At 67.3% G+C, this 11,818-nt stretch carries 12 protein-coding genes; 8 read left to right on the top strand and 4 right to left on the bottom strand.

Annotated features, from left to right (window positions below; translation table 11 throughout):
- Positions 1-14: 14 nt before the first annotated feature.
- A complete protein-coding gene (locus tag ABD301_RS18045; protein WP_163567584.1) occupies positions 15-575 on the bottom strand; it encodes a TetR family transcriptional regulator in 561 nt (186 codons plus the stop codon).
- Positions 576-666: 91 nt separating this feature from the next.
- Here ABD301_RS18045 and ABD301_RS18040 point away from each other — a divergent pair, with 91 nt between their 5' ends.
- From ABD301_RS18040 to ABD301_RS18025, 4 genes are all read left to right on the top strand, one after another.
- Positions 667-1,464: an alpha/beta fold hydrolase gene (locus ABD301_RS18040; protein ID WP_163567557.1), complete on the top strand. Its 798-nt coding sequence runs from the start codon at positions 667-669 to the stop codon at positions 1,462-1,464.
- A 194-nt stretch (positions 1,465-1,658) separates the two neighbouring features.
- Positions 1,659-3,671, top strand: a complete 2,013-nt coding sequence (locus tag ABD301_RS18035; RefSeq protein ID WP_344311402.1) for an acetate--CoA ligase family protein — start codon at positions 1,659-1,661, stop codon at positions 3,669-3,671.
- Positions 3,668-4,819 (top strand): acyl-CoA dehydrogenase family protein, encoded by a 1,152-nt coding sequence (locus ABD301_RS18030; RefSeq protein WP_344311401.1) that lies wholly within the window; start codon positions 3,668-3,670, stop codon positions 4,817-4,819. The genes ABD301_RS18035 and ABD301_RS18030 overlap by 4 nt, the downstream gene beginning before the upstream one ends.
- Before the next feature lie 4 nt (positions 4,820-4,823).
- Entirely contained in the window at positions 4,824-5,417 is a 594-nt protein-coding gene (locus tag ABD301_RS18025; protein WP_163567558.1) for a TetR/AcrR family transcriptional regulator, read from the top strand.
- Between the two features lie 12 nt (positions 5,418-5,429).
- On the opposite strand, the gene ABD301_RS18020 is transcribed toward ABD301_RS18025, so the two are convergent.
- Positions 5,430-6,068: an HD domain-containing protein gene (locus ABD301_RS18020; RefSeq protein WP_344311400.1), complete on the bottom strand. Its 639-nt coding sequence runs from the start codon at positions 6,066-6,068 to the stop codon at positions 5,430-5,432.
- A gap of 118 nt (positions 6,069-6,186) precedes the next feature.
- Between ABD301_RS18020 and ABD301_RS18015 the strand changes: the two genes are divergently transcribed.
- From ABD301_RS18015 to ABD301_RS18000, 4 genes are all read left to right on the top strand, one after another.
- Positions 6,187-7,134 (top strand): GlxA family transcriptional regulator, encoded by a 948-nt coding sequence (locus tag ABD301_RS18015; protein WP_344311399.1) that lies wholly within the window; start codon positions 6,187-6,189, stop codon positions 7,132-7,134.
- 292 nt (positions 7,135-7,426) lie between these two features.
- A complete protein-coding gene (locus ABD301_RS18010) occupies positions 7,427-8,206 on the top strand; it encodes an electron transfer flavoprotein subunit beta/FixA family protein (RefSeq protein WP_344311398.1) in 780 nt (259 codons plus the stop codon).
- 37 nt (positions 8,207-8,243) lie between these two features.
- On the top strand, positions 8,244-9,203 hold the full coding sequence (locus ABD301_RS18005) for an electron transfer flavoprotein subunit alpha/FixB family protein (protein WP_344311397.1): 960 nt from the start codon (positions 8,244-8,246) through the stop codon (positions 9,201-9,203).
- A gap of 92 nt (positions 9,204-9,295) precedes the next feature.
- Positions 9,296-10,462 (top strand): cysteine desulfurase family protein, encoded by a 1,167-nt coding sequence (locus ABD301_RS18000; RefSeq protein ID WP_344311435.1) that lies wholly within the window; start codon positions 9,296-9,298, stop codon positions 10,460-10,462.
- Here the strand turns inward: ABD301_RS18000 and ABD301_RS17995 are convergent.
- Both ABD301_RS17995 and ABD301_RS17990 read right to left on the bottom strand, forming a co-directional pair.
- Complete coding sequence (locus tag ABD301_RS17995) at positions 10,410-11,009, bottom strand: hypothetical protein (RefSeq protein WP_344311396.1); 600 nt, start codon at positions 11,007-11,009, stop codon at positions 10,410-10,412. The two genes, ABD301_RS18000 and ABD301_RS17995, sit on opposite strands and share 53 nt — an antisense overlap.
- Before the next feature lie 32 nt (positions 11,010-11,041).
- On the bottom strand, positions 11,042-11,782 hold the full coding sequence (locus ABD301_RS17990; RefSeq protein WP_344311395.1) for a polysaccharide deacetylase family protein: 741 nt from the start codon (positions 11,780-11,782) through the stop codon (positions 11,042-11,044).
- Positions 11,783-11,818 lie beyond the last annotated feature (36 nt).

Raw genomic sequence — 11,818 nt, 5'->3', positions numbered from 1 at the left:
GCGGCCGTTTTGGCTCAGGTCAGGTCGGCGCGCTCGACCAGCTGCCAGAGGACCCGCCGGCTGGTCGAGTCGCGGCGGCCGTTGACCAGCTCGACCAGCGCTGTTTCGGCGGCCATCGCGATCAGCAGCCGGGCGGCGGCGACCGGCTGCCGCCACCCCATCGCCCGCAGGTCTGGCGCCGCGAACTGCGCGAAAGCATCGTTGCGCAGCGCCACCTCAGCGGCCACCGAGTCATCGTTGCGGGCTTCCAGTAGTAGGGCCTTCACTCCGCGGGCGGCGAGGCACGCGTCGAGATAGGTCGTCATGCCCTGCCGGAGCCGGCCCAATCCCGGCTCCAGTCCGGCCGTCGCCGCGGTCACCGCCACCGTGACGCGATCATGGAAATTGCCGTGCAGCGCGCTCAGAAATGCGCTGCGATCGGGAAAATGCACGTAGAACGTGCCTTTCGCGACGCCCGCCTGCGTGACGATCCGGTTCACACTCATTCCGCCCAGCCCATGTCGCTCGGCGACGGCGAGGCCGGCGTCCAGCAACGCCTCGCGGGTCAGTTCGGCAGCTGCTTGCCTTGTTGGCATGCCTCCAGGATAGCCCACTGACCGACCGGTCACCCACTGGTACAGTTTCAGTGACCGACCAGTCGGTCACTGAAACTCGAGAGGGGATCCCATGCCGTACGTGTCGACCACTGCCGGGCGGGTGTTCTACCGCGAGCGCGGCGCCGGCCCGCCGATAGTGCTGTTGCATGCGGCGCTGCACGATCACACCGATTTCGACCTGATCGCCGAGCCGCTGTCGGCCGACCACAAGGTCATCGCGGTGGACTGGCCTGGGCACGGTGAGTCCGACCCGGCGCCAGCGCGGCTCAGCGCGCGACTTTTCGCCGACGTCCTGGCCGAAGTGGTACGAGGCCTGCCACCCGCTGTCTTTATCGGGAATTCCGTCGGTGGATATGCGGCGGCGAAACTTGCCATCGACCGCCCGGACCAGGTGAGCGGGCTGGTGCTGGTCAACGCTGGTGGCTTCATCGCGCAGAACATCGTGACCAGGGCCTGTTGTCGGCTACTGGGAGTAAAAGCGGTCAATCACTTGGTCATGCCGCGAATGGTGCCCAGCTATATGAAGGTGCGTACCGATTTCGACCGCGCGATCGCCCGACGGGTTGTCGACAAGGCCAAAACCGCTGAGGGCGCCCGGATCGACGCGGCGCTGTGGAAGAGTTTCGCCACTGTCGATTTCGACCTGCGGCCGGCGGCCGCCCGGTTGACCGCGCCAACCCTGCTGGTCTGGGGCGAGCGAGATCCGGTGATCCCGCTCAGTGCCGGCCGTACGACCCACCAGTCGCTGGCCGGATCCCAGCTGGAAACGCTGGACACCGGACATGTCGTCTTCGCTTCCGAACCGGACCGGTTCCTCTCGCTGGTCCGGCCGTTTATCGAGACGGTCAGCGGAAAAGCCCGGGCCTGATGGGCCTGCGCCGAACGGGAACCCGCGCGTGGACATTCGCGCGATCGCGCCGCCGACGCTGGTTCATTGGCGGCGGGTAATGGGGGATCCCGGCTTCGGGCTGAGGCCTGGTTGACATTCGCCGCTGCCAGGGCCAGGATCGGGCTCCATAACTGACTGACGGATCAGTTATTTATCGATCGGGAGTGGCCGCGATGCCGAGCGGGACGGGGCTGGAGGTGTTCCGGGATCCGGCGTCGGTGGCGGTGGTCGGGGCTTCCGCGGATCCGGCGAAATGGGGGCATTGGTTGGCGTCCGGCGCGCTTGCCGGGCGGCATCGGCGGCGCGTCGACCTGGTGAACCGTGGCGGCGGGCAGGTGCTGGGGCAGCGGTGCGTACGGCGGCTGTCCGAGCTCGCGGAGCCGCCGGAGTTGGTCGCGCTGTGTGTGCCGGCCAACGCCATCGAACGGATCGTCGACGAGGCGCTTGAGATGGGTGTGCGCGGCTTTGTCGGCATCGCCGCCGGGGTGCCGGACGAGCGCCAGCTGGCGGCCCGGATCCGGGCCGCCGGAGCTCGGCTGGTCGGACCGAACAGCCTCGGCATCTTTGACGCGGCCAGTGACCTGCGGCTGGCGTGGGGCGGTTTCACCGCCGGGCCGCTCGCGATCGTCTCGCAGAGCGGGCAGATTGGCTCGGAGATCGCGACTCTTGGGGCGCGCCAAGGGATCGGGATCGCCCGGTTGGTGTCGGTCGGCAACCAGTCGGACGTGACGGCCGTGGAAATGCTGGCTGATCTGGTAAACCATCGGCTGACCAGGATGATCGCGCTCTATCTGGAGAGTTTCGCCGGCGGCGAGGCACTTTTCGAGACCCTGCGCGAATTACGGGCCGCCGGGAAGCCGACGGTCGTCTTGACCGTGGGTGCCAGCGCGGCGAGCAGCCGGTTGGCTCGCTCGCACACCGGATCGCTCACGTCGTCGCTGGACGTGGTCGACGCGGCCTGTCGGGCGGCCGGGGTGGTACGGGTGCAGACGCCGGCCCAGCTAGTCACGGCGGCCCGTGCCTTCCTTGCTGGCACGGCGATCCCGGCTGGTCGGCGGGTCGCGATCGTGGCAGACAGTGGCGGACAGGGTGGCATCGCCGCCGACCAGGCCGCTGGCGCTGGGTTGTCGGTGCCAAGCTTTTCGTCCGCTCTCTCGGAAAGCATCGGCTCTGTGCTGTCGGCGGCCGCGGCCCACGTGAATCCGGTGGATCTGGCCGGTGCCGGCGAGCGGGAGTTGGCCAGCTATGCCGAAACCATCGATCGGGCGCTCGCCACCGACGAGGTCGACGGGGCCATCCTGACCGGCTATTTCGGTTGTTATGGCTCGGATACGCCGACGCTCGCTGAGCGCGAGCTGGAGGTCGCGCAGCGGCTCGGGAAGATCGCCGCCACTTACCGAAAACCGCTCGTCGTGCACACGATGGGCAGCCAGGGCCCGGTCACCGAGGAGCTCTGGGAGGTCGGCGTGCCGGCCTTCCCGACCATCGAGGCCGCGGTGTTCGCGCTCGCTCGGTTGGCTGATTTTAAAGATGTGAAACGAGAAAGGCCGGCAGGCCCGGTGCGTACGACCAGGATCCCCGGCGGATACTGGGCGGCCCGCGAAGCGCTGTCGGCGTACGGCATCCCCTTCCCCGCCGCCCGGCTCTTTCCCTTTGTCGACGACACGTTGTCGCCGCCGTACGTGCTGAAAGCCGGTTGGCTGGACCACAAAACCGAGGTCGGCGGCATTCGGGTCGCACTGGCGGACCGGGACGCGGTGTCCGCCGCGTACGAGCAGATGCGCGCCAGACTCGGCGATGGCGAATATGTGGTGGAGGAGCAGGACCTGCGGGAGGACGTGGTCGAAATGTTGGTCGGCGTCCGCCGGGACCCGGATTTTGGTCTGGTGGTGGCGATCGGCGCCGGTGGTACGGCCGCCCAGCTGCAGCGGGACCTTGCGGTGGAGCTGGCGCCGGTGTCGCCGGAGACAGCCGCCGCGATGATCGACCGGCTGCGCTGCGCGCCCCTGCTGCATGGCTGGCGTGGTCGTGCGCGGACCGATGTCGTCGCTCTCGCCCGGCTGGTGGCCGAGATTTCCCAGCTGCCGCTGGAGTTCGCGGAGCTGGAGCTGAACCCGGTCCGGGTCGGCCCAGCCGGCGTGCTTGCGGTGGACGTACTGCTCGTACCGGAAGAAGGACGGTCATGACGATCCCGGCCTGGCCGTTGACCGACGAACAGCGGCAGATTGTCCAGCTGTGCCAGGACTTCGCTCGTCGGGAGATTCGTCCGCGCGGCCGTGAAGTGGATGAGGCGGACGTGGTCACCCCGGTCGACATCTTCCAGAAGGCGGCGCAGGTCGGCATCGCCGATTTCATGCTGCCAGCGGAATATGGCGGCGGCGGGATCACCGATGTGTTCACCCAGTGTCTGGTCCAGGAGGAGCTCTGTTGGGGTGATCCGGGGATCGGGAATTTGGTGTGCTCCAACGGTTTTTTCGCTGACCCGATCTTGATGCTGGGCACCGAGGACCAGCGGAAGCGGTGGCTCACCCCGCTGTCCGGCGCGGACGCGCCGATGACCGCGTTGGCCACCACCGAGGCGGAGTCCGGATCGGACGCGGCCTCGATTCGTACGACCGCGACCAAGGTCGAAGGCGGTTATCGGCTCAACGGCCGGAAGACCTGGATCTCCAACGCCGGCGCCGCGGAGGTCTACGTCATCTTCGCCAAGACCGATATTAGTCAGCGATCTGGTGGTGTTACCGCGTTCCTGCTGAAAAAGCCGGCCGCGGGAATGACTTTCGGTGCGCCGATGCGCAAGATGGGGCAGCGGGCGATCGTCTGCCGGGAGATCTTTCTCGATGACGTGTACGTGCCGACGGAAGACCGGTTAGGTGAGGAAGGGCAGGGTTTTCGCGGCCTGATGGGGACCTTCGATGTCTCCCGGGTGGTGCTCGGCGCGGCCGCGCTCGGTGCGGCCCGGGCCGCGTACGAATTCGCCTTGGACTATGCGAAAACACGCAGGCAGTTCGGCGTACCGATCATCGAGCATCAGGCGGTCGCCTTCCGGTTGGCCGACATGGCCACCAAAATCGAGGCGGCCCGGCTGCTCGTCCACCATGCCGCCCGGGTGATCGACAGTGGCCAGACAGCCACCGGCCTCGCGGCGATGGCCAAGCTGACGGCCTCCGAAACGGCGATGTTCGTGACCTGGGCGGCCGTGCAGACGCTCGGTGGCTGGGGCTATTCGCGGGAATTCCCCGTCGAGCAATGGATGCGGGACGTGAAGCTGGAGGAGATCGAGGAGGGCACCTCTGACATCATGCGCCTGGTGATCTCCCGGAACCTCGGGTAACGCGATGCCGCGCCCCAGTGTGGAAGTCGAGCGCCGCCAGCAGATTCTGGACGCGACCTGTGCGGTGATCGCGAAATCCGGCCTCCAGCAGCTTCGGGTGGCGGATGTGGCGACCGCGGCCGGCGTCAGCACCGGGACCGTACACTATTACTTCGAAACGAAAAAAGAGCTGGTCGACGCTGCTTTTGTCTTCAATTTCGAGGAGTCGCTGGCACGCCGGCAGTGGATGCGTGAGTCGACGCGGGAACCGTTGGAGTTGCTGCAGGAGATTGTCGAGTCTTACCTGCCGTCTTCCGGAAAATCGCTGCGGGCCTGGCGGGTGTGGGCGCAGCTGTGGGCCGAGGGCATCCGCGATCCGGCTCTGCGGCGGGTGAACGAGGATTTGTACGGCCAGTGGCGGCAGTTGGTGGCCGAGGTCATCAAGGCCGCCCAGGATGCCGGCACGGCCCGCGCCGGCGACCCGGTGCGGCTGGCGAACATGCTGGTCGGGATGGTCGACGGTCTTGCCATGCAGGTGCTTTTGCGCTCACCCAGCATGTCCTTGGCCACCATGCGGGAAACCTGCCGCGTTTTCGTCACGGACTTGGTCGGCTGCTGACCCCTTTCGCTGTTATTCGGGCCATTCGTTGCGCAGGATCGTGTCCACAAAGTCCTCCCGGACAAACGATGGATCGAAATGGGCAAGTACGTCGGCGTTGACCGTGCCGAAGGTCGTCCGCGGGCGGTTGATGACGCCACGGGTGAACGCGGCCAGGATCTGCTTCTTGAATTCCGGCCGCGGATGCGCTGCCGTCACCTCGGCCACCAGCCCGGGGTCCAGGTCGCGGTAGCCGATGCCCAGTACGTCGGTCTCCACGCCCGCGGAGACCAGCGCGGTCTCGGGCTCGAGGAACTCCGGAACGCCGGGCGTGGTGTGCAATGCGATGCCCAGCCACACTTTGCGGGCAGCGTCGGCGGGCACGCCGTGTTCGGTGAGGAACCGCGCAGCGGTGTTGGCGCCGTCCACCTCGAATCGGAGATCGGTCGAGGCGTACTTCTCGGTGAGCCCGAGGTCGTGGAACATCGCGCCGACGTACAGCAATTCCAGATCCGGACTTAACCCGCGCCGCTGGCCTTGGAGGGCACCGAACAAAAACACTCGGCGCGAATGGTGGTAGAGCAGCTCGTCAGTAACCGCGCGTACCAACTCGGTGGCTTCCCGCACGAGGTGGGTATCCGGGATGCTCACGCCGGCAATCGTCTCGGTCATGGTCGTTCTCCCTCGCTTGCGTTCGTGCTGAACACCGTCATCCTCGGCCGCGTACGCTGGGCCCGGCCATGTCCGGCCGGACAGCTATCCCACAGATACGGACCTCTGGAGGCGACCGATGGCAAGGGTCGGGGTGCTGGTGTTTGACGGCGCTCAGCTACTCGACGTGTCGGGTCCTGTCGACGTACTGGCCGCCGCCCGCGCTCGCGGTGCCGACTACGACGTCACGCTGATCGGCTGGCCACACACCGAACCGGTCACCTCGGCCGGCGTACGGCTTCGTTGCGACACCCCTGTCGAGGCAGCCGGTCGGCTCGACACCCTGATCGTCACCGGCGCCGACGACCTGACCAGGCTGCCCGCTGATACTCAGGCGCGGCAGCTGCTGACGACGCTGGTCTCCCCGCGGACCCGGGTCGCGTCGGTCTGCACCGGCGCGTTCGTACTGGCCCGCGCCGGCCTGCTCGACGGCCACCAAGCCACCACTCATTGGCGATATGCGTCGGCGTTGGCGACCCAGTTTCCCCAGGTGGACGTGCGACCCGACGCGATCTTCATCCGCAGCGGGCGGTTCGTCAGCAGTGCCGGAGTGACGGCTGGCATCGATTTGACGCTCGCGCTCGTCGAGGAGGACCACGGTCCCGACCTCGCCCGCGAAGTCGCCCGCGAACTGGTCGTGTTTCTGCGCCGTCCCGGCGGACAGTCGCAGTTCTCCGTCCGTACGGAGCTGCCGCCCGTCCAGGACCAGCGGCTGCGGCAGGTCATCGACCTGGTCGCGGCCGCCCCGGCCGAGGAACACACCGCCCAGTCCCTGGCCCGCGCCGCGACCATGACCCCGCGCCATCTGCGCCGCCTGTTCCGCGACCAGCTGGGCACCACGCCGGGTCACTACCTCGAACGGGTCCGTCTGGAGGCCGCCCGCGCACTTCTGGAGGCTGGTACGACAGTGACCAGCGCTGCCCGTGCCAGTGGCTTCGGCAGCGACGAATCACTCCGCCGCGCCTTCCACGCGACCCACAACGTCTCGCCATCGACCTATCAGCACCGGTTCCGCACCACCCGCTGACGCCGCCGGAGGCGAGCCACTCCAGAACCGAGGCAGATACCTTCCCTTGTGGGCTTGCGCGCGTCCTGGGGAGCCGGGTGTCGTGAGATGAGCCATACTTCCGGCAGGTGCCCAGGTAGCTACTGGTAAGTAACATGTGGGTGGCGAATGCAACAACCGCTGCACGTTGACCCTGCCCCCAGGAAGCGGAAGCCTCGGGGCACCCGGGTGAGGCGTGCCGCACACGGTGGTCGTAGGAATAACGTCGTACGAACAACTCAGTGGTCAGCGCCGGTAGGAGGTCGAGCCAGCAGTGAACATCGTCGTACTCGTCAAGCAGGTGCCTGACTCAGGACTTGAGCGCAACCTTCGACAAGACGACAAGACCGTCGACCGCGACGCCGGCAACCTCGTCATCGGTGAGCTGGACGAATACGCGATCGAAGAGGCATTGAAGCTAAAAGAGGCGCACGGCGGCGAGGTCACCGTGCTGACGGTCGGCCCCGAGAAGGCCACCGAGACAATCCGCAAGGCGCTGTCGATGGGCCCGGACAAGGCCGTCCACGTCAGCGACCCCGCGATTCACGGTTCGGACACGGTTGCCACCTCGGCGATCATCGCGGCGGCGCTGGGCAAGCTGGAGTACGACCTGGTCATCGCGGGTGCGGAATCCACTGACGGGCAGACCGGCGCACTGCCGGCGATGCTGTCCGAGCGCCTCGGCATCGCCCAGCTGACCGGCGCCCGCAAGCTCACCGTGGACGGCGACAAGCTGACGATCGAGCGGCAGACCGACGACGGCTACGAGGTAATCGAGGCCACCACGCCGGCGATAGTCAGCGTTTGGGACACCATCAACGAACCGCGCTACCCGTCCTTCAAGGGCATCATGCAGGCGAAGAAGAAGCCTGTGGAGACGTACTCGCTGTCCGACCTCGGCGTCTCCGCTGACCAGGTCGGTCTGGACAGCGCCTGGTCCGAGGTCCTGGAGTTCTCCGGCCGGCCGCCCAAGGGCGCCGGCGTGAAGGTGCCGGACGAGGGCGATGGCGGCAGCAAGCTGGTCGAGTTCCTCGCCACCCAGAAGATCGTCTGACCCGTAGCCACCATAGATTCAGGAAGGATCCATCCTCATGGCAGAGGTCCTCGTCGTAGTTGAGCACTCCGGTGGTGCGGCGAAGAAAATCACGTCCGAGCTGTTGACCGCGGCCCGCGCGCTGGGCGAGCCGTCGGCGGTCGTCTTCGGCGCCGCCGGCGACGCTGACAAGCTCAAGGACACGCTCGGTGAGTACGGCGCGCAGAAGATCTACGCGGCCGAGTCCGCGGACGTGACCGACTACCTGGTCGCGCCGCGGGCCGAGGTGCTGGCCGGCCTGGTCAAGCAGGCCAGCCCGGCAGCCGTGCTGCTCGCCTCGACCACTGACGGCAAGGAAATCGCCGGCCGTCTCGCGGTCAAGATCGAGAGCGGTTTCCTCACCGGCGTGACCGAGCTGGCCGCCGACGGCACCGCGACGCAGGTCGTCTTCGCCGGCGCGGTGATCGTGAAATCCAAGGTAACCAAGGGAACCCCGATCCTGACGATCGCGACCAACGCGGTCACCGCCGAGCCGGCCGCGGCGACGCCGTCGGTGGAGGCGGTCGAGGTGAGCGTCTCGGACGCGGCCAAGAAGGCCAAGGTCGCCGACCGGGTGTCGGAGAAGAAGAGCAGCCGGCCGGAGCTGACCGAGGCCTCGATCGTGGTCTCCGGCGGCCGCGGCGTGGGCAGCGCGGAGAACTTCGCGCTCATCGAGGGCCTGGCCGACTCGCTCGGCGCCGCGGTGGGTGCCTCCCGGGCCGCCGTCGACTCCGATTTCTACCCGCACCAGTTCCAGGTCGGCCAGACGGGCAAGACCGTCTCGCCGAACCTGTACGTGGCGGTCGGCATCTCCGGTGCCATTCAGCACCGCGCCGGTATGCAGACCTCGAAGACCATCGTCGCCATCAACAAGGACGAAGAGGCGCCGATCTTCGAGCTCGCCGATTTCGGTGTCGTCGGTGACCTTTTCAAGGTCGTACCGCAGGCCACCGAGGCGATCAACGCCCGAAAGGGCTGATTTCTGGCAGGTAACAGCGTTTGAGCCGGCGTACGCACGACGTACGCCGGCTCAGTCGTCTCGGGCCTGGGGAATGTCGGTGTCAGACTAGGCTGGACCACGTGACTTATCTCGACCACGCGGCCACCACCCCGATGCTGCCTGAGGCCAGGGATGCCCTGGTGGCGGCGTTGGGGGAGCACGGCAACCCCTCGTCGTTGCACGCGAGCGGGCGGCGGGCGCGGCGGGCGGTGGAGGAGTCGCGGGAGCGGATCGCGGCGGCGATCGGCTGCCGGCCGAGCGAGGTGATCTTCACCAGCGGCGGTACGGAGAGCGACAACCTGGCCGTCAAGGGCATCTTCTGGTCGCGGCGGGACGCCGATCCGGCCCGTACGCGGGTGCTGACCAGCGCCATCGAGCATCACGCCATCTTGGACACGGTCGAGTGGCTCACCGAGCACGAGCGGGCCGCCGGCGAGTTCCTGCCGGTGGACGCGTACGGCCGGTTGACCGTGGACACTCTCCAAGGCGCGCTCGCCGAGCGGGCCGACAGAGTCGCGGTCATCAGCGTGCAGTGGGCGAACAACGAGGTCGGGACGGTCCAACCGATCCCGGAGCTGGCTGAGCTGGCGCACCAGCACGGCATTCCCTTCCACACCGATGCCGTCCAGGCGGTCGCCCAGGTCGCGGTCGACCCGACGCTGGTGGACGCCTTGACGCTGACCGGCCACAAGCTCGGCGGCCCGGTCGGCGTCGGCGCCTTGGTGCTCGGCCGCCAGGTCGCCGCCACTCCCGTCCAGCACGGCGGCGGCCAGGAGCGGGACGTGCGTTCGGGCACCCTGGACACCGCCGGCATCGTCAGTTTCTCGGTCGCCGTCGACGCCGCCGTACGCTCGCAGCCGGAGCGGACCGCGCGCGTCAGGGCCCTGCGCGACGACTTGATCGCACGCGTACGCGACCTGGTGCCGGACGCGATCCTCAACGGCGATCCGACCGACCGGCTGCCCGGCAACGCGCACTTTTCCTTTCCCGGCTGCGAAGGCGACGCGCTGCTGATGCTGCTGGACGCGGCCGGGGTGGAGTGCTCCACCGGCTCGGCCTGCTCCGCCGGTGTCGCCGAGCCCTCTCACGTGCTGGTCGCGATGGGCGCCGACCCCGCCCGCGCCCGCTCGTCGCTGCGATTCTCGCTCGGCCACACCTCCGTGCCAGCTGATGTCGACGCGCTGGTCAAAGCCCTTCCTGGGGCCGTCGAACGGTCCCGCCGCGCCACTGGCGGCTGATCAGGCGAAGCGCGAGAAGCGGGAGGAGTCCGGCGAGCGTCCAGGGAATCACGTTGAGCACGACCGGACCGAAAACCGCCACCGTGAACCCGCAGTAGCGGGTGTCCGGGGTAGGGCACACCGTCTGTACGAGCGATCCGTAAAAGAAGCCTTTGGTGAGAAGGAACAGGACCATGGCGGCAACCACGGCCGGCACCGCGGCTATCCCGCGGCCGACACGATCGCGCCAGAACCAGGCCGCCACCAATACGACCGCGGCCAGCAACGTCAGGGGATACCGGTAGAAGTCCCGGCCTGACCAGGTCTCGACCAACCAGCTGGTCGCCAGCAGCAGGCCAGTCGAGACGGTGACCAACAGCAGGCTCGGCCGCGTGTTGCCGGCCCGGGCCGCCGGCCACCAACTGACCATCAGCAAGGCCACAGCCACCGCAGGCAGTGCCAGGAACAACCACCCGTTCAGCAGTAGCTGGGTGCCGGCCAGTGCACCGGTGCCCATCAGCCCGAGAACCGCGACGAAGTACGGGTTGCGGCGCCGGGATTCGGTCATGGCGCTGATTATGACCGGCCGGTTGACGGGTTTTACGTAGAGAGCTGTAACAACTCGGTGACGGTTACGAAGCGGTAGCCGCGGCCGCGGAGTTGGTCGATGATGGGGCCCAGCGCGTCCCGGGTGGGCTGCCGGCTGGCGTACATGCCATGCAGGATGACGATCGATCCGGGCCGTACGTGCGAAACCGTGTAGGCGGTGGTGGCCGCGGCGCTGCGGTCGATTTCCGGGTACGAATTCGGTTCCACGTCCCACATAATCGTCCTGCGGTTGTGCTGCGCCAGATACCATGGCAGGACGACGAGCTTTTTGCCGTTTGGCGGCCGAAAATCGATCTCGCCCCGATAGCCGGTCTGTCGGATCAACGCGTCCGTACGGGTGATTTTGTCGGCGACATAGCCGGGCGTACGGAAAACCATCCGCTCATGCGAATATGTGTGATTGCCGATCTGCTGACCGGCGGCCGCGATTTTCTTTCCCAGCTCTGGATATCTCTGCAGCGCGCTGCCGATCAGGAAAAACGTTCCGTGCACCTGTTCGCGCGCGAGAGTGGCGAGCAACGCGTCGGTGCCGGCCGGATCGGGGCCGTCGTCGAAGGTCAGCGCGACCACTTTCTGAGTGGTTTCCACGCGTGCGGTCAGGCCGCCGAACAGTTGGAACGTACGGGAATCCATAAGTTGCACGGTGCCGTACGCGCCGAGGCAAAGCACCACGATCGCGGCGACAGAGCCGATGAGTAACCGTCGTCGACGCAAAGGGGTTTTCTTTTCCACTTGGCCAGCCTGTCGCATGCGGACCTTCGCTGGGAA

The organism is Fodinicola feengrottensis, assembly GCF_039530045.1.
In the GTDB taxonomy this organism is placed as follows: domain Bacteria; phylum Actinomycetota; class Actinomycetes; order Mycobacteriales; family HKI-0501; genus Fodinicola; species Fodinicola feengrottensis.
This window is presented reverse-complemented; position numbering and strand designations above follow the sequence as displayed.

Bases quoted from the DNA above. Each gene is read 5' to 3' on its own strand.
- ABD301_RS18045 (WP_163567584.1), bottom strand. From the start codon at position 575: ATGCCAACAAGGCAAGCAGCTGCCGAACTGACCCGCGAGGCGTTGCTG.
- ABD301_RS18040 (WP_163567557.1), top strand. From the start codon at position 667: ATGCCGTACGTGTCGACCACTGCCGGGCGGGTGTTCTACCGCGAGCGC.
- ABD301_RS18035 (WP_344311402.1), top strand. From the start codon at position 1,659: ATGCCGAGCGGGACGGGGCTGGAGGTGTTCCGGGATCCGGCGTCGGTG.
- ABD301_RS18030 (WP_344311401.1), top strand. From the start codon at position 3,668: ATGACGATCCCGGCCTGGCCGTTGACCGACGAACAGCGGCAGATTGTC.
- ABD301_RS18025 (WP_163567558.1), top strand. From the start codon at position 4,824: ATGCCGCGCCCCAGTGTGGAAGTCGAGCGCCGCCAGCAGATTCTGGAC.
- ABD301_RS18020 (WP_344311400.1), bottom strand. From the start codon at position 6,068: ATGACCGAGACGATTGCCGGCGTGAGCATCCCGGATACCCACCTCGTG.
- ABD301_RS18015 (WP_344311399.1), top strand. From the start codon at position 6,187: ATGGCAAGGGTCGGGGTGCTGGTGTTTGACGGCGCTCAGCTACTCGAC.
- ABD301_RS18005 (WP_344311397.1), top strand. From the start codon at position 8,244: ATGGCAGAGGTCCTCGTCGTAGTTGAGCACTCCGGTGGTGCGGCGAAG.
- ABD301_RS17995 (WP_344311396.1), bottom strand. From the start codon at position 11,009: ATGACCGAATCCCGGCGCCGCAACCCGTACTTCGTCGCGGTTCTCGGG.